This is a genomic window from Sphingomonas sp. ATCC 31555, assembly GCF_000282895.1.
Classification (GTDB): Bacteria; Pseudomonadota; Alphaproteobacteria; order Sphingomonadales; family Sphingomonadaceae; genus Sphingomonas.
This window is the reverse complement of record NZ_ALBQ01000004.1, coordinates 1-17,283: the sequence shown is the minus strand read 5'-3', so window position 1 is coordinate 17,283 and position 17,283 is coordinate 1. Positions and strand designations below refer to the sequence as shown.

Sequence of the window (17,283 nt, the reverse complement as noted above, 5' to 3'; positions counted from 1 at the left end):
GGGCTCAGCCCCGCGCGATATACGCCCGCCAGCCGCCCAGCGCGGTGATGTCCTCGGCGCCGGTCATCGCGCGCGGTTCGGCGACGAAGCCCTTGACCATGCTGCCATCGGCCAGCGTCACCGTGCCGATCGCGAGCGGCGGCGGCACTTCGGCGACGAAGCTGCCGAACGCGGCCATGTCGAGCTCGTAGACTTCCAGCGCGATCGCCGCACCGCCGTCTTCGCTGTAAACCAGCGCCGGCTTGGGCGGCACGCTTTCCGCCATGGCATAGAGCTTGTAGGTCGGCGCGGTGGTAGTCGCCTCGACGAACTTCGCGTCGCGCGAGGTCAGCTGCCAGTGGAGCGGCATGCCTTCGAGATGGGCGCCTACGACCGCGAGCTTCACCGTTTCCATCCGTCCCTCCAGGTCCAGCGGCGGCGGGGATGCCGGCGCGGGGAAAAATGCGTTGGCCGCGTCGATCAGCGCGCGATCGGTGCCTGCCGGGCCCATCAGCGTCACGCCGAAGCCGACACCGCTGGCATAGCTGCCGGCGGGAACCGCGATCGCCGCCATGTCGAGCAGGTTCACGAAATTGGTATAGGCGCCGAGGCTCGCATTGAGCGCGATGGGTGCTTCGAGCATCTCCGCCACGCGGTAGCTGGTCGGCGCGGTGGGGAGGGCGATCAGGTCGACCTTCTCCCACATCGCCTCGGCGATGCGGGCGAGTTCGGCGAGGCGATAGGCGCCGTTGAACGCATCGATCGCGCTGTAGCCGAAGCCGCCCTCGACAATCTCGCGCACCACCGGGTGGATCGCGTCGGGGTTGTCCAGCAGCAGGCCCTGCAGCGCGGCGGTGCGCTCGGCGACCCAGGGGCCATCGTAGAGCAGGCGGGCGGCTTCATCGAGCGGGGCGAGGTCGATCTCGACCAGTTCGGCATCGAGGCCGGCCAGCGCCGTGCGATAGAGATATTCGGACTCGATGTCGCCGAACCAGCGGCATTGCTCGGCGCGCGGCACGCCGATGCGGCGATGCGCGCGGGGCAGATCGGGCAGCGCGCGGGAGAGCGCGTCCGTCGCGTCGAAGCCGGCGGCAATGGTGTCCACCAGCGCGGCGTCTTCGGTGCTGCCCGCGAACACGGTGATGCAATCGAGCGTGCGGCAGGCGGGGACGAGGCCGGTGCTGCTCCAGCGGCCCTTGCTGGGCTTGAGGCCGACGAGATGGTTGAACGCGGCGGGTACGCGGCCCGAGCCCGCGGTGTCGGTGCCGAGCGCGAAGGCGACCAGCCCCGCGGCGACCGCCACCGCCGAGCCCGAGCTGGAGCCGCCGCTTACCCAGGCGCGGTTATAGGCGTTGCGCGGAATGCCATAGGGGCTGCGCGTGCCGTTGAGCCCGGTGGCGAACTGGTCGAGATTGGCCTTGCCCACCGGGATCGCCCCGGCGGCTACCAGCTTCGCAACCACGGTGGCCGAGTGTTCGGGCTGGTAGGCGAAGGCCGGGCAGGCAGCGGTGGTGGCGAGGCCCGCGAGATCGATATTGTCCTTCACCGCGAAGGGTACGCCCGCCAGCGGCAGCGTTTCTCCCGCGGCTATCCGGGCATCCACCGCAGTGGCGACGGCACGCAGCGCCTCGGGCTCGAACCGCGCAATCCACACGGCAGGCTGGATGGCGTCATAGGCGTCGAGCCGCGCCAGCACGTCCTCGATCACCGCGAGCGCACTGCGCTCGCCCGCCTGCACCTCGGCGGCGATGGCCGCGACCGAGAGCCGGTCGAGCGCCGTCATGCCCGCACCAGCGCCAGCACCGGCGAGCCCGGGGTGACGGTCTGCCGCTCGGCGACATAGAGTGCTGCCACCGTACCCGCTGCCGGGCTGGTGACCGGAAACTCCATCTTCATCGCTTCGAGCACGGCGATGGTCTCGCCTGCGTCGATCGGGTCGCCGACCTCCTTGAGCAGTTTCCACACGCTGCCGCCGAACGGCGCTTCGACCAGTTCGGCGCCTTCCGGCACCGTCACCGCCGCGTCGGCGCTGTCGTCGGCACTTTCGGTCAAGCTGGCGACGCGATCGAACTCGCCCTTGCGTTCCCAGTCGGCGCGCTCGGCGGCGAAGGCGGCGTTGCGCTGCTTCTCGAATGCGGCGATCGAGCGGGCATTCTCGGCCAGGAACGCGCGATAGTCGGAAAGCCGGAACTCGGTTTCCTCGATCTTGATCTCGCGGCGCCCGAGCGGGAAGTCGCGCCGCCACTCGGTCAGCTCTTCATGGCTGACGGGAAAGAAGCGGATCTGGTCGAAGAAGCGCAGCAGCCACGGCTTGCCCTCGGCGAAGGCGCCGGTCTGGCGATAGGTGTTCCACACCTGGATGGTGCGCCCGAACAGCTGGTAGCCGCCCGGACCCTCCATGCCATAGATGCACATATACGCGCCGCCGATGCCCACCACGTTGGGCGGTGTCCAGGTGCGGGCCGGGTTGTACTTGGTGGTGACGAGCCGGTGGCGCGGATCGATCGGCGTGGCGACCGGCGCGCCCAGATACACGTCGCCCAGGCCATAGACGAGGTAGCTGGCGTCGAAGATGATCCGGTGGACCTCCTCGGCGCTTTCCAGCCCGTTGGCGCGCCGGATGAACTCGATATTGTCCGGGCACCAGGGCGCATCGTCGCGGACCACGCGCATATAGCGCTGGATCGTCTCGTGGATCGCGGGGTCGTTCCAGCTGAGCGGCAGATGGACGATGCGCGAGGGGATGACGAAATCCTCGAGATCGCCGAGCGCGTCCTCGATTTGCGTCAGCCGCTCGATCAGCGCCGCTTCCTTCAAGCGGATGCCGTCGATATGCACCTGGAAGGAGCGGATGCCCGGCACGATGTCGAGGATGCCCGGCAGCGCGAGTTCGGCAAGCGCGGTGGTCGCGGCATGGACGCGCAGGCGCAGCTCGAGGTCGAGCGTGATCGGGCCATATTCGATCAGCAGGTTGCGATCGCCCTGGCGGCGGAACAGCACGCGCGGGCGGCGGCCCTTGGCCGGCAGGTCGACCAGGATCGCATCGCGTCCGCCGCCCTTGGCGGGGTGCGTCGCGGTGGCGGCGCGGCCTTCGATCCACGCCTCTTCGACTGCTGCGGCGGCATCGGCCTCGTCGAGGCTGACCTGCTCGAACTGGATGCGGTCGCCGGGTGCGAGCTGGCCGACCTTCCACAGATCCGCCGCGATCACCACGAACGGGCAGACGAAGCCGCCGAGCGAGGGTCCGTCGGGGCCGAGGATGATTGGCATGTCGCCGGTGAAATCCAGCGCGCCGATCGCATAGGGGTTATCGTGGATGTTCGACGGGTGGAGCCCTGCCTCGCCGCCATCCTTGCGGGCCCAGTGCGGCTTGGGGCCGACCAGCCGCACGCCGGTGCGGTTGCTGTTGTAGTGGACGCGCCATTCGGCCGAGAGGATCGTGTCGACATCCTCCGGCGCAAAGAAATCGGGGGCGCCGTGGGGGCCGTAGAGGACGCGGATCGTCCAGTCAGGGCCGAGCTGCTCCTGCTCCACCACGCGCGGGCCGGGGATGACGGCCGGGGCATGATCGGTCAGGTGCAGCGTGTCGCCGACGCGGAGCACGCGCCCGCCATGGCCGCCGAACTCGCCGAGATCGAAGGTGCTGGCGCTGCCGAGATAGCTCGGCACGTCGAGCCCGCCGGCGAACAGGATATAGCCGCGCATGCCGCCGCCGGTGACGCGGCCGAGCGCGAGCGTCTGGCCCTCGGCGATCGCGACAGGCTTGTTGCGCGGTACCGGGGCACCATCGAGCGTCGCGGCGAAGTCGGCGCCGGTGAGGACGATGCGAGTCGCGGTGTTGAACTGGAGCGTCGGGCCGGTGGCGGTCATCTCCAGCCCGGGCGCGGTGCTGTCGTTGCCGAGCAGCATGTTGCCGAGCCGGAAGGCACGGGCGTCCATCGGGCCCGAGGGCGGCACGCCGATGTCCCACAGGCCGACGCGGCCGGGATAATCCTGCACGCTGGTCGCGGTGCCGGCCGAGCGGACGACGATGCTCTGCGGGCGATGGACCACCGTTTCCAGCGAGCGCGTCGAGACGTCGCCGGTGACGAAGTCTTCGCTGCGGGCCACGTCGCGCAGCCAGCGGACATTGGTCTCGATGCCGGCGAAGCGGGTGTGGTCGAGCGCCGCCTGCATCGCCGCGACGGCGGACTCGCGGTCCTCGCCGTGGACGATCAGCTTGGCGAGCATCGGGTCGTAGAAGGAGGAGACGGCGCTGCCCGATTCCACCCAGCTTTCGACGCGGGCGCCTTCGGGGAACGCCACGTCGGTGAGCGTGCCCGAGGCGGGGCGGAAGTCGACCGCCGGATCCTCGGCATAGAGCCGCGCCTGGATCGACCAGCCCCTGGGGGCGGGGACGGGGGTGTCGAGGAAGCTGTAGTCGCCGCCTGCGCCGCGGACCATCCATTCGACCAGGTCGACGCCGGTCACTTCCTCGGTGACGCCGTGCTCGACCTGGAGGCGCGTGTTCACTTCGAGGAAGAACCAGTCCTCGCGCGCCGGATCGTAGAGGAACTCGACCGTGCCGGCGGAGCGATAATTGGCCGCCCGGCCAAGGCGCACCGCCGCCTCGATCAGCGCCGCGCGGACGCGTTCGGGGAGGTGCGGGGCGGGGGCCTCTTCCACCACCTTCTGGTTGCGGCGCTGAAGCGAGCAGTCGCGCTCGCCGAGCGCCACGACGCGGCCCTGCCCGTCGCCGAAGATCTGCACTTCGACATGCCGCGCGCGCGGCACGAAGCGTTCGAGGAACAGCCCGGCATCGCCGAAATTGCCGGCACCCAGGCGGGCCACCGCGGCATAGCCGTCGCGCACCGCCTGTTCGTCCGCGCAGACGCGCATGCCGATGCCGCCGCCGCCGGCGGTCGCCTTGAGCATCACCGGATAGCCGATGCGCTCCGCCGCTTCGAGCGCGGCCTCGACGCTGTCGAGCAGCCCGGTGCCGGGAGCGAGGGGGACGTTCTCCGCCTCCGCGAGCGCGCGGGCGCTGTGCTTGAGGCCGAAGGCGCGGATGCTGTCTGGGGTCGGGCCGATGAAGGCGATGCCGGCGGCTTCGCAGGCCTCGGCGAAAGCGGCGTTCTCGGAGAGGAAGCCATAGCCGGGGTGGATCGCGTCGGCGCCGGTTTCCTTGGCGGCTGCGAGGATGCGGGCGACGTCGAGATAGCTTTCCGCCGCCGGGCCCGGGCCGATCCGCACCGCGATGTCCGCAAGCGCGACGTGGCGCGAGGCCTCGTCGGCGTCGGAGAACACCGCGACCGAGCGGATGCCCATTGTTTTCAGCGTGCGGATGATCCGGCAGGCGATCGCCCCGCGATTGGCGATCAGGACCGTGCGCACGCCGCTCATGCGGTGACGATCATGCGGACGGGGGTGGGATTGAAGCCGTTGCAGGGATTGTTGATCTGCGGGCAATTCGAAACGACCACGGTCACATCCATTTCTGCGCGAAGGTCCACGGTAAGGCCGGGCGCCGAGATGCCGTCGACGATGCCCAGCGCGCCATCGGCCTCGACCGGCACGTTCATGAAGAAATTGACGTTCGACACGATGTCGCGCTTGCCCCGGCCGTCGCGGAGATTGGCTTCGAGGAAATTGTCGACACAGGCGTGCTGCGCCTTGGTGAAATGACCGTAGCGCAGCGTGTTGGACTCGCAGGAGCAGGCGCCGCCGATCGTGTCGTGGTATTCGACCGCCGTCGCGGTGATCGTCATCATCGGCCGGCCCTCGTTCGAGCGCAGCACGCTGCCGGTGCGCAGGAAGATATTGGCCTGCGCCGCGATCGTGTCCTGCGCGCTGTAGCGCTCGGCATCGTCGTGCGTGGCGTAGAGGAGGAAATCGACCGCCTGATTGCCTTCGAGATCGACGACGCGGAGCGTTTCGCCCGCTTTCACGCGGTGCAGCCAGGGCGCGCGGGCGGGGACGATCTCGTCATGGACCACCCGGCCGGTGAGGCCGGCAAGTGCCATATCCTGTTCCATCAGCGGCGGACCCAGTCTTCGGTGTTGAGGAAGGCGCGCTGCCGTTCGGGCGTCGCGTTGCGGATCGGATCTTCCTGCGCCGTCACCGGCCCGCGCCAGGCGGTGGCGCGCAGGGGCGTGACGGTCCAGGGCCGTGGATCGAGGACGTGCGGGCAATTGGCCAGCGCGACGATCAGGTCCATCTCGGCGCGGAGCACCAGCGCGCGGCCGGGGACGAACGGCCCGAGCTGCGGCTCGGTGGTGCCGTCGGCGGCGATGCGGACGCCCTTGAACAGGTTCACGCAGGGGTGGACGTCGCGGCGGGTGAGGCCGTGCTTGGCGGCACCGAGCAGCAGCCTGTCGCGGGCGTTCGGATACGGCCCCGAATTGCTGCCGTCGCCGTAGCGGCGGGTGTTCGACGCGGCGTTGGACGCGCCGCAGAACGCGTCGTGGGTGCCGGCGTCGTCCTGCTCGATGCTGGCGAGCACGCGGCCCATGTCGGAGAGGAACAGGCTGCCGGTGCCGAGATAGGCGTTCCACTGCACCTTCACCGTATCGGCGACGTTCAAGCGCTCGGTGGGCATCGCGGCGTTGAACAGCTGGAGCGAGGCGCAGGCGTCGCCGTGCAGGTCGATCAGCCGTAGTCGGGTGCCGCGCGCCAGCACGCGGCTGGCATAGCCGCCCGCGGCGATCGTCTCTTCCCAGACCAGATCCTCGGCGCGCACGCCCGCGGGCAGGTCGTCCGCCTTGGGCGGCAGGATCGGCATCGCCTCGACGACGGTGCCGGCCATCGCCCGCGCATGGTCGCGCGCGGCATTGGGGTCGGCGAGAATGCTCATGCCGCCTTGCTCCCTTTAGGGGCTGCCGCCTCGTCCTGCTCGTGGAGCGGGGGCAGCAGCGCGGTGGTGGTGAAGAGGCGCAGTTGCTGCACGCCGCGCACCTTGCGCAGCGCGTCGCACAGGTCGCGCAGCCGGCGGGCCGGCCCCTGGACCAGCAGCACCTCGAGCGACTGGTCGTCCTCCAGGAATACGTGCTGCGAGGAGATGACCTCCTTCAGATACTCGGCCTGGGTCTGCGCCAGCTGGTGGCGCACCCGGCCGAGATCGGCGCGGTAGACCAGCGTGATCGTGCCGGCGAGCATCTCCTCGGGGCGCGAGGCGGCGCTCTGCTCGGCCAGCTCGTCGCGGATCAGCTCGGCGATCAGCTGCGAGCGCGAGGGGAGGCCGCGATCCTCCACCATTTCATCGAGCTGGCGGAAAAGATCGGCGGGCAGGCTCATGCTGAGCCGCGCGAGGGTCGAGGAAGAGGTGGGTTCCTTCACAGTGATTCCTCTTTCCCGGTTATTACTGATTCTGTCAATCGTAATACTTCCTGCTGCGCCTCGACGATCGCCTCGCGCCGCTTGCGGGTGAGGTGGAGGTCGTAGACGGCGGTCGCGCCGTAGCGGTGCGGCGCGTGCGGATCGACGCGGCGCTTGTCGAAGGTGAGCACGCGGGTGCCGAGGTTGAACGCCTCGGAAATGTCGTGGGTGACCATCAGCACGGTGAGTGCATGCTCTTCCCAGAGCTTGAGGATCAGCCGGTGCATGTCCTGGCGGATGCCGGGATCGAGCGCGCCGAACGGCTCGTCGAGCAGCAGCACGCGTGGCCGGGCGATCAGCGCCTGGGCGATGGCGAGCCGCTGCTGCATGCCCCCGGAAAGCTGGGCGGGATAGAGGTCGAGCGCATCGCCCAGGCCCACTTCGGCGAGCATCGCGGCGGCCTCGTCGCGGGCCCGGCGGCGGGCGGCGCCGAACAGCCGGGCGGTAAAGGGCGCGCCGACGCATTCGCGCTCGAACATCACGTTCCTGAGTGCGGTCAGATGCGGGAACACCGAATAGCGCTGGAACACCACGCCGCGATCGGGGCCGCATTCGCCGGGGAGCGGCGTACCGTCGAGCAGGATCTTGCCCCGCGTGGGGCGTTCCTGGCCGAGCGCAAGGCGGAGAAAGCTGCTCTTGCCTGCCCCCGAAGGCCCGACGATCGAGACGAAGCTGCGCTCGGCGATGTCGAGATCGACCCGCTCCAGCACGATCTTGTCGCCATATTCGAGCCAGACATTCTGGAAGGAGAGGAGCGCGCTCATCGGGCGGCTCCGTGTGCCCAGGCGAAGGCGCGCTTGCTCAGCTGGGCCAGCGCCACGTCCATCAGGATGGCGAGGATCGAGATCCAGGCGACATACGGGATGATGATATCCATCGCCAGATAGCGCCGCACGAGGAAGATCCGGTAGCCGAGCCCGACGTCCGACGCGATCGCCTCGGCCGAGATCAGGTATACCCAGGCCGGCCCGAGCGAGAGGCGGATGCCCGCGATCAGCCGGGGCAGCGCCTGCGGCAGCGCGACGCGGAGCGCGAGCTGCCAGCTGCTCGCGCCGAGCGTCTGCGCCTTGATCAGCTGTTCCTGGGGAATCGCGGTGATGTGATCGGCGAGGTCGCGGATCAGGAAGGGGGTGACGCCGATGACGATCAGCGCGACCTTGGCGGTGTCGCCCAGCCCGAAGACGATGAACAGCACCGGCAGCAGCGCGATCGGCGGGATCACCGCGATCGTGGTGACGAACGCGCCGAAGGTGGCGCGGGCGGCGGGGAGCACGCCCAGCACCATGCCGACCAGTAGCGCCGAGAGCGCACAGATGCCGAGCGCGAGGCCCAGCCGCTCCAGGCTCGCCACCGTGTCCGCCCAGAAGATCAGCCGGCCGCTCAAGGGGTCGGCCTGGGCGAGCAGGCCGTGCATCGCCTCGACCATCGCGCCGGGTGTCGGCAGCAGCTTGTCCGAGGGATTCTCGGCGTGCCGCGCTGCCGAGGCGAAGAGGTAGACGATCGCCACCAGCAGTAGCGGCAGGCTCCCCAGCAGCCAGCCGGTGCGGCGGCGAGGTCGGATGTTCACCCAGCGCATATTCGGACCGGCCTCAGAGCTTGCCGGCCGCAGCCAGCTCCATATAGGTCGGGTCGAAGCGCAGCTTGACGTTGTTGGCGTCGCCGATCGTCTTGCCCGGCACCGAAATGCCGATCGCGTCGGCGGACTTGGCGCCCTGGCCGAAAAGCCCCTTGGAGAAGCTGAAGTCGCGCACCTTCACCATGGTGGCGCCGATCGCCGGAGACTTCACGGCGGCAAGGGCATCCTGCGGCGTACCGTAAAGATGCGTGGTGGCAAGCTGTGCGTCGAACGCCTCCGGCGTCGCGCCGGCGAGCTTGGCCATCGCCGCGCGGGCGGCGGCGCCAGCGGCGTCCTTCTTCTGCATCAGCTGGATCGTCTCGTACCAGATGCCGGCCAGTGCCTTGCCGAGGTTCGGATTGGCCTTGAGCGTCGCAGTGTCGACCGCGAGCAGGTCGAGGATCTCGGCGGGCACCTGGCTCGAATCGAATACCTTCGTAGCACCCGGCAGCTTGGCGACTTCGGTAAGCTGCGGGTTCCAGGTGACCACGGCGGTTGCGGCCGGGTTGGCGAAGGCGCCGACGATATCCGCGTCCGAGGTGTTGACCGTCTTCACGTCGGACAGCTGCAAGCCTACCGTGGAGAGGCCGCGCGCGAGCAGATAATGCGAGACCGACAACTCGACGAGATAGACGGTGCGGCCCTTGATGTCCGCCAGGCTCTTGGCGTTCTTGAGGACGATGCCGTCATTGCCGTTCGAATAGTCGCCGAGGATGATCGCGCTGGTATCCTTGCCGCCCGCGGCCGGGATGGTGAGCGCGTCCATGTTGGTGACGGTGACGCCGTCCAGCTTGCCGGCGTTGAACTGGTTCACCGATTCGACGTAGTCATTGACCTGCACGAAGTGGATCTTCACGCCGTACTTGTCGGCCCATTTCTTCACGATTCCGGCCTGTTCGGCATAGGGCCAGGGCATCCAGCCCGCATAGATCGACCAGCCGATGTTGAAGTCGGTGCGCGGCTTTTGTGCATCGCCACCGCCGCCGCATGAGGCCGTTGCCAGCATCGCCATCGCCGCTACCGCTACCCGCGCCTTTGACACCCAGCTCGCCATGTTCGACCCCCATGTTCGTCGCGCTGAAAAGCGCGAATTTCAGCCGCCGGATGGTTGCGCCCGATATTACGTTTGCTCAATCCAGTAATACGACTTATAGACATGCTCCATGGCATGTGTCACCCGAAATCGTGATGCTGCAATGCGCCATTCAGGCATGGGATGGCCCCTCTCGGGCCGTTCGGACAAGTGTGTGGCGGGGGGGAGGGGCTGACGACCAATGGCGACGGCGCGCATCTTCTGGGCAGTTGGCCTCGGGCTGGCGCTTGCCGTTGCCGCTACCTTCGTCCGATTGTTCCTGAAGGCGCGCGACGGGCACCGCGCCGCCGAGCAGGCAAGCCTGCTCCAGACCGAGCGGCTTCACAACGAGATTGCGGCGCATCGCGAGACTGAAGCCGCGCTGCAGCGGGCCAAGGATGCTGCGGAGGCCGCAAATGCCGCCAAGACGCGCTACCTGGTCGCGGTGAGCCACGAAATTCGCTCGCCGCTCAACGCCATTTATGGATACGCCCAGCTATTGGAGCGCGGCGATACGATTCCTGCCGTCGAAGCGGGCGGGGTGATCCGCCGCTCGGCAGAGCATCTCACCAACCTCGTTGAAGGGCTGCTCGATATTTCCCGCGTTGAAAGCGGGGTGTTGCAGGTGCGGCAGGAACTGGTGCGGCTGCCCGCCCTGCTCGACCAGGTGGTCGAGATGTTCCGCGTCCAGGCTGCCGCCAAGGGGCTGTCGCTCGATTATGTGGTGGAGGGTCGGCTTCCCGCCTATGTCCGCACCGACGAGAAAAGGCTGCGGCAAATCCTGATCAACCTGCTGTCCAATGCGATCAAATATACCGATCAGGGCGGCGCCACGCTCACCGTCCGCTATCGCAGCCAGAGCGCTGCGATCGAGGTGCGCGATACCGGCACGGGCATTCCGGCCGAGGATCTGGAACGCATCTTCGAGCCGTTCGAGCGGGGCAGGGACACCGATGCGGCGATGCAGCCCGGTATCGGGCTTGGCCTGGCGATCACCCGGGTGCTGGCCCGCATCCTGGGCGGCGAAGTGACGGTGACCAGCGAACTGGGCAAGGGCAGCAGCTTCCTGCTGCGGCTGCTGCTCCCTGAGCCGATCGCCGCGCCGTCGGGTGCAGCCGCCTATCGGCGCGTCACCGGCTATCAGGGGCCTCGCAAGACGATCTTGGTGATCGACGACAGCCCCGCGCAAACGACGGTGGTGAACCACCTCCTGCGCCCGCTCGGCTTTTCGGTATTCGAAGCGGGCGGAGGCGCGGCAGGCCTCGCGCTTGCCGATCACTGTTCGCCCGATCTGGTGCTGCTCGACATCCAAATGCCGGGCACCAGCGGCTGGGACGTGGCCGAACAGCTCCGCGCGCGCTTCGGGCCGGCGTTGCGGATCGTGATGGTCTCCGCCAACGCGCATGAATTCCATGCCGGCCGTGACGGCCGTCGCGCGCACGATGCCTTTCTTACCAAGCCGGTGGATCTCGACGCGCTGCTCGACATGATCGCCCGCCAGCTGAGCCTCGACTGGATTGTCGAGGAAGCGGAAACCGTGGCGGCGCCGCGCCAGGCGGCGCGGGCGCTGCCGCCCTCGGCCGCCCCCTATCTCGAAGAGCTGCGCCGCTTTATGAAGCTCGGGCATGTCCGCGGAATCGAAACCACGCTGGTGACGCTGGAGAGGAACGTTCCCGAAAGCGCCGATCTTGTCGCGCGGCTGCGGCCGCAATTGCAGGCGTTCGATCTGCGCGGGCTGGCAAGGACACTCGACGATGTCGGCTAGCGATCCCGGCGCCACGATCCTGGTGGTGGACGACACGCCCGAATCGCTCCGCTTTCTCACGGCGACACTGGAGCAGGCGGGGATGACGGTGCTGATCGCGGTGGACGGGCTCGCCGCGCTCGACCTGCTCGAACATGGCACGCCGGACCTGATCCTGATGGACGCGGTGATGCCGGGGCTGGACGGGTTCAGCACCACCCGCCGCATCAAGGGCGACGGCCGCTTCCGCCACGTGCCGGTGATCTTCATGACCGGGCTCACCGAAAGCGAGCATGTCGTGCGCGGGCTTGATGCCGGCGCGGTCGATTATGTCCATAAGCCGATCGTCGTCGATGAGCTGCTAGCGCGCGTCTCGGTCCATCTCGCCAATGCGCGAATCGCGCAAAGCAGCCAGCTCGCGCTCGATACCGCCGGCCGGCCGTCCTTTGCCGTGGACGAGGTGGGGCGCACCAGCTGGCTGACCCCGCTCGCCGCCGACACGATCGAGCGGCTGTTTCCCGCCTGGTCGCCGCGCGATCTGCATCTGCCGGACGAACTGGCGGCGATCGTGCGGCGGTTGCAGGATCCGGCGGTGCCAGCGGGGGCGCAGGCCACGCTGCAACTGGGCGATAGCGCGCTTCAGTGCAGCTTTCTGCGTCAGACCAGCGCCAGCGAATGGCTGTTCCGCCTGATCGAGAAGCGCGAGGGCGATGCCGAACGCATCCTCGCCGAACGCCACGGACTCACGTCGCGTGAAGCGGAAGTGCTGGTATGGATCAGTCGCGGCAAGCAGAACCGCGAGATCAGCGAGATCCTCGAAATCAGCCCGCGCACCGTGAACAAGCATCTCGAGCAGATCTTCCAGAAGATGGGCGTCGAAAATCGCGCTTCGGCGACGGCGATCGCGGTGGCGACGCTGGCGGGATGAGCGGTGCGGCAGGGGCGCGGGCGGCGCTCGAGCAAGGGGATTTCGACCGGGCGGCGCGTATCGCCACCGCGTGCCTGAGCGCATCGGAAAGCGCAGCCGAAGCGGGGTTCGTGCTCGGCGTGATCGCGGCGGAGCAGGGACGGATCGGCGAGGCCATCCGGCGAATCGAAGCGGCGGTGGGGCAGGATCCGCGCAGCGAATATCGGGCGCAGCTCGCCCGGCTCTATACGCTGGTGCGCCGCGACGGCGATGCGGCGGTGCAGCTGGCGGCGACGGAGGCGAACCCGCCCGCGGATGCGCTGTCGCGAGATACGATCGGTTGCGTCTATGCCCGGCTGGGCGACCATGAAGCCGCGCTGCCGCACTTTGCGGTGGCGGTAGCGCTAGCGCCGGAGAACGACCAGTTTCTCTACAACCAGGCCGCGACGCTGAGCTTCCTCGGCCGCACCGACGATGCCGAAGGGGCGCTGGAGATGCTGCTCGCGCGCAGTCCCGATCATGCCCGCGCGCACCACCTCCTCGCGGGACTGCGCAAGCAGCGGGAGGATCGTAACCATGTCGTGCGACTGCAGGGCGCCCACGGCCGCGCGCAGGGGAGCGACCGGCTGTTGACCGGCTATGCGCTTGCGAAGGAACTGGAGGATATCGGCCGGGCGGACGAAGCGCTGGCCTGCTTGCTCGCCGTCAATACCGAGCATCGCGCTACGCTCGGCTATGATCCCGCGCGCGATGCGGCGATCGTCGAGGCCGTGGCGGCAAGTTGGCCCGCCTTTGCCGCCGCTCCCGCGACGGGCTGTCCCGAAGAGGCGCCCATCCTGATCATCGGCATGCCGCGCACCGGCACCACGCTGGTCGATCGCATCCTTGCCGCGCATCCGGCGGTGGAAAGCGTCGGCGAGCTTCAAGCGCTGCCGCTGGCGGTAAAGGCTGCCGCAGGTACGCGCAGCCGCACGGTGCTCGATCCTGAAACGCTGCACGCGGCCGCCAGCACCGATCTCGGCGCGATCGGCCGCGACTATCTGGCACGGGCGGAACATCATCGGCGCGCGCCGGAGCGACGCTTCGTCGACAAGTTTCCCGGCAACTTCCATTATGCCGGCATCGCGGCGCGGGCGCTGCCGAGTGCGGCGATCGTCTGCCTGCGTCGCAACCCCATGGACACGGTGCTGGCCAATTTCCGCAACCTGTTCGCGATCGGCTCGCGCTATTACGACTATAGTTATGATCTCCTGGAAATCGCCGCCTATGTCGCAGGCTTCGAACGATTGATGGCGCTTTGGCGGGCGGAACTGCCCGGCCGTATCCTGGAACTGCGCTACGAGGATCTCGTTGCCGATCAGGCCGGGCAGACACGGCGGCTGCTGGACCACTGCCGGCTCGACTGGAGCGATGCTTGCCTCGATTTCCATACGCAGGGCGGGGCGGTTTCCACCCCCAGCGCCGCGCAGGTGCGCCGCCCGATCTACGGCGACTCGGTGGCGCGATGGCGGCGGCACGCGGCGGCGCTGGCACCCGTCGCCGCCTATTTTACCGCGCACGGCATCGCTATCGACTGACGGTCGCGTACGTCAAACGCCTCATGGTGCTGACCGGCGACGCCGGTCAGCATCCTGGGCATGGGATATGCTTCCAGCCTTGCACTGCTCGCCGCGCTGCTCGCCGCGCCCGGCGCGCAGGCCGATGCGCTTCCCACCGCCAAGCTCGTCCGCTGCGACGCCGGTGATTGTCTGCTGATCCGCGGTGAGCGTAGGTCGGCGGCCGCCCGCATCACGATCAACGATCACCTTGTACCGGCAAGCGGCCGGCGCGGCTGGAAGGTACGGCTGCCCTTGGCAACGGTGCGCAACTGGGCATCGCCTTTCGCGCGTACGCTCGCGGTAGCGGCGGTCGACGCATCGGGGCGGGTCGAGTGGCAGGCGACGGTGCGGCTGCCGATAGGTTTGCTGGGCCATGATGTAGCATTGGCGTCGCTGGTGGTACGTGCGCGTTGATGCGTAATACTGTCCAATAGAAAGACGGAGTATGAAGAAGGACTAGAGTCGTAATAAAGCACTGCTGCATTGCAACACTTGCCTCATCCTTGCATGGGGGAAGTCCTTAAGGCGTTCTGTAGCTTTTCATCTTGCGATTTGTCGCGCCTGCGGCTAGATGCGCCTCGACCGCTCGGTAGAGGCGGCCTTTGGTTGCAGGAGATTTCGATGAAGATGCTCATCGCGGCCGCCGCCGCGCTTTCGATCAGCACCGCCGCTTTCGCCGGCACAACCGACACCGGCTTTGGCAAGCCTTCGGCTGTGCTCACGCTCGCCGGCCTCGATCTCGCGACGGCGGAAGGCCAGCAGCGTCTGGCAATCCGCGTCGATCAGGCTGCTCGCATCGTCTGCGGCGAAAGCCTCGCCACGATCCACCCCGAACTCGAAGCCCGCGCTCGTGCCTGCCGCGCCGATGTGGCCGAGCAGGTCCGCAGCCAGATCGAGATGCGTGTCGCCCAGGCCGGCAAGGCCCGCGGCGTGCAGGTCGCCGCGCTGCGCTGATCCGACCCTTTGTAGAGCAGTTCCGGCCGCGTGCGTCCGCAGGGGACGCGTGCGGCCGCGCCGTTTCTCGCGGCTACGTCATTCGGACACCTGCGCGGACACGGGCGCGTGCTCTATTCTCCGTCGCAGGAAAGGGAAGGCACGTCGGTAGCGTCACTGCCTTCCCCGCGACCGGGGCGAACAGCAGATGAAGAATGGTCTCGTAAACCTGATTCCGCCGATATCCGTGGCGGCGGTGCTATGCTTCTGGGCGTTCGCCCCGGCGGCGATCCTCGCCAACCCTTGGACCATCGTTATCACCTCCGCGGCGATAACGCTGTTTGTGCAGGGCCTGGAGTTCCTGTTCGAACGGCACCCGGGATGGCGGATGAACTGGCGCGAATTCTGGACCGATCTTTTTTACGTTGTCTTGGGCGCGACGGCGATCTCCTGGGCATCGCAGGCGCTGGCGGAAGCGCCGTTGCTGGCGCTCAAGCAGGCGCTGGGGATTCGCACTCCCTGGGCGATGCAGATGCCGTTCCTGCTGCAGGTGGCGCTCGTGGTCTTCCTCATCGAGTTCGGGCAGTATTGGATGCACCGGCTGATGCACAACGTGACGCCCTTTTGGCTCACCCATGCGCCGCATCACCACATCACCCAGCTCAATGCTGCCAAGGGCTATGTCGGCAATCCGGTCGAGCTGTTCCTGATCAGCCTCAGCGTCGTTGCCCTTTTCGACCTGCCGCTGACCGCCGTTTTCTGCGCGCTGAACGTGCTTGGCGTGGTTTCCACCTTCGCACACGCCAATGTGAGGGCCAATCCGCCGATCTGGTACAGCTTTGTTTTCACGACGATTCGCCACCATAGCCTTCACCATTCGGTTCCCTATGAAGATACACGCTGCAACTACGGCAACGCGCTAATCCTACTCGATCGCATCTTCGGCACATACAAGGAGGGCGAGGCATCGGTGGTAGGACAGGACGATCGCCGTCGGCTCTCGATTCGCGAGCAGTGGCTATTCCCGTTCCAGCCGATCTTTGCGCGACTGAAGCGCAGCCCAGCAATCTCCACCGATGTCGTGGCAGGCTGAGCGCGATGGCCTGGATGCTGATGTTTGCAGCGCTGCTGGCCAGCAGCGCCGCCGCTGAGGCCACCGATCCGCTGCCGCGCGAGGAACAGGTGCTGTCGGTTCCCGGTTTCGCCGATTTCCTGGCAGTGGACGGGGATAGCGTTTGGGCCACCAACAGGGGGCGAGTGGAGCGCTGGTCGCGCAGTGGCAAGCTCGCCGAAGTGGTGTTGGCACATCCATGCGGCGCCATGACGATCACCGCCGGCTCGCTGTGGGTCGCCGATTGCAAGGACGCCACGCTTAACCGGATTGACCTGAAGACCGCTAAGCTCTTGGCGGCGATTCCCACTGGAATCGCCAACCCTAAGGGCGAGTTGAACGTGGTCGCTGGAGCAGGATCGATCTGGGTAGCGAGCGACGCGGGTGGCAAACTGGCGCGCGTCGACCCCGCGAGTAACCGGGTAGTCGCCTCCATCGCCGTCGATCCGGGCACCTTCTTCCTCACTTTTGGCTTCGGTTCGGTCTGGGCGGTCAGCAGCGATGCCCAGACGGTGCAACAGGTCGATCCTGCCACCAACCAGGTCGTCCGCCGCACGGGGCTGGGAAAGCAGCCGGGCTTTCTCGCCGCCGGGGAAGGCGCGGTATGGGTGCAAGAACAGGGCGACGGTACGCTGGCGCGGATCGATCCGGCCAGCGGCGCGGTCTCTGGCCGCGTGAAGGTAGGCGCCGACTTGCTCTACGGTGATATCGACACCGGAAATGGAGCGGTCTGGCTCCGCACCACCGCAGACCAGACTTTCGTGAAGATCGATCCGCAGTCTCTCGCGATCCTCGGTCGGCTTGGCACTGCGAGCGGAAGCGGGGCGCTGCGGTTTGCCGGAAATGGTCTCTGGACCAGCGCGCATGACGTGCACACGCTGTCTTGGTGGAGTCTAGGCCCCGCGCCGGCAGCAAAGACGCGATAGCCCTTAGAGCGTTTTCCGATCAATCTGGATCATATCCGCAGGAAC

15 protein-coding genes are annotated in these 17,283 nt (G+C 67.7%); 7 read left to right on the top strand and 8 right to left on the bottom strand.

Translation table 11 applies throughout. The annotated features are described in order from the left end of the window. Positions 1-4: 4 nt before the first annotated feature. The 8 genes from atzF to B215_RS0101620 are packed head-to-tail and all read right to left on the bottom strand — an operon-like array spanning position 5 to position 10,001. On the bottom strand, positions 5-1,762 hold the full coding sequence (gene atzF / locus B215_RS0101655) for an allophanate hydrolase (RefSeq protein ID WP_019367885.1): 1,758 nt from the start codon (positions 1,760-1,762) through the stop codon (positions 5-7). Beyond that, positions 1,759-5,361 (bottom strand): urea carboxylase, encoded by a 3,603-nt coding sequence (gene uca, locus B215_RS0101650; RefSeq protein ID WP_019367884.1) that lies wholly within the window; start codon positions 5,359-5,361, stop codon positions 1,759-1,761. The genes atzF and uca overlap by 4 nt, the downstream gene beginning before the upstream one ends. Then, on the bottom strand, positions 5,358-5,993 hold the full coding sequence (locus B215_RS0101645) for an urea amidolyase associated protein UAAP2 (RefSeq protein WP_019367883.1): 636 nt from the start codon (positions 5,991-5,993) through the stop codon (positions 5,358-5,360). Before B215_RS0101645 ends, uca begins: the two co-directional genes overlap by 4 nt. Beyond that, positions 5,993-6,811: an urea amidolyase associated protein UAAP1 gene (locus B215_RS0101640; RefSeq protein ID WP_019367882.1), complete on the bottom strand. Its 819-nt coding sequence runs from the start codon at positions 6,809-6,811 to the stop codon at positions 5,993-5,995. The genes B215_RS0101645 and B215_RS0101640 overlap by 1 nt, the downstream gene beginning before the upstream one ends. After that, complete coding sequence (locus tag B215_RS0101635) at positions 6,808-7,251, bottom strand: CopG family ribbon-helix-helix protein (protein ID WP_173644879.1); 444 nt, start codon at positions 7,249-7,251, stop codon at positions 6,808-6,810. Before B215_RS0101635 ends, B215_RS0101640 begins: the two co-directional genes overlap by 4 nt. A gap of 38 nt (positions 7,252-7,289) precedes the next feature. Continuing rightward, positions 7,290-8,096, bottom strand: coding sequence for an ATP-binding cassette domain-containing protein (locus B215_RS0101630; protein ID WP_019367881.1), 807 nt, complete (start codon positions 8,094-8,096; stop codon positions 7,290-7,292). Next, complete coding sequence (locus tag B215_RS0101625) at positions 8,093-8,908, bottom strand: ABC transporter permease (RefSeq protein WP_019367880.1); 816 nt, start codon at positions 8,906-8,908, stop codon at positions 8,093-8,095. Before B215_RS0101625 ends, B215_RS0101630 begins: the two co-directional genes overlap by 4 nt. A gap of 13 nt (positions 8,909-8,921) precedes the next feature. Beyond that, positions 8,922-10,001, bottom strand: coding sequence for a putative urea ABC transporter substrate-binding protein (locus B215_RS0101620; RefSeq protein WP_019367879.1), 1,080 nt, complete (start codon positions 9,999-10,001; stop codon positions 8,922-8,924). Between the two features lie 220 nt (positions 10,002-10,221). Here B215_RS0101620 and B215_RS0101615 point away from each other — a divergent pair, with 220 nt between their 5' ends. From B215_RS0101615 to B215_RS0101585, 7 genes are all read left to right on the top strand, one after another. Next, entirely contained in the window at positions 10,222-11,784 is a 1,563-nt protein-coding gene (locus tag B215_RS0101615; protein WP_019367878.1) for an ATP-binding response regulator, read from the top strand. Further along, positions 11,774-12,691: a response regulator transcription factor gene (locus tag B215_RS0101610; protein ID WP_019367877.1), complete on the top strand. Its 918-nt coding sequence runs from the start codon at positions 11,774-11,776 to the stop codon at positions 12,689-12,691. The genes B215_RS0101615 and B215_RS0101610 overlap by 11 nt, the downstream gene beginning before the upstream one ends. Beyond that, on the top strand, positions 12,688-14,247 hold the full coding sequence (locus tag B215_RS0101605) for a tetratricopeptide repeat-containing sulfotransferase family protein (protein ID WP_019367876.1): 1,560 nt from the start codon (positions 12,688-12,690) through the stop codon (positions 14,245-14,247). Before B215_RS0101610 ends, B215_RS0101605 begins: the two co-directional genes overlap by 4 nt. A gap of 60 nt (positions 14,248-14,307) precedes the next feature. Beyond that, positions 14,308-14,682 carry a hypothetical protein gene (locus B215_RS0101600; protein ID WP_019367875.1) on the top strand — a complete coding sequence of 125 codons (375 nt, stop codon included), beginning with the start codon at positions 14,308-14,310 and terminating at the stop codon, positions 14,680-14,682. A gap of 207 nt (positions 14,683-14,889) precedes the next feature. Then, entirely contained in the window at positions 14,890-15,222 is a 333-nt protein-coding gene (locus B215_RS0101595; protein WP_050990114.1) for a UrcA family protein, read from the top strand. 187 nt (positions 15,223-15,409) lie between these two features. Continuing rightward, positions 15,410-16,294: a sterol desaturase family protein gene (locus B215_RS0101590; protein ID WP_019367873.1), complete on the top strand. Its 885-nt coding sequence runs from the start codon at positions 15,410-15,412 to the stop codon at positions 16,292-16,294. A 5-nt stretch (positions 16,295-16,299) separates the two neighbouring features. After that, the gene (locus B215_RS0101585; protein WP_019367872.1) at positions 16,300-17,238 is read left to right on the top strand and encodes a Vgb family protein; all 939 of its coding nucleotides are present in this window, start codon (positions 16,300-16,302) and stop codon (positions 17,236-17,238) included. Positions 17,239-17,283: the final 45 nt, after the last annotated feature.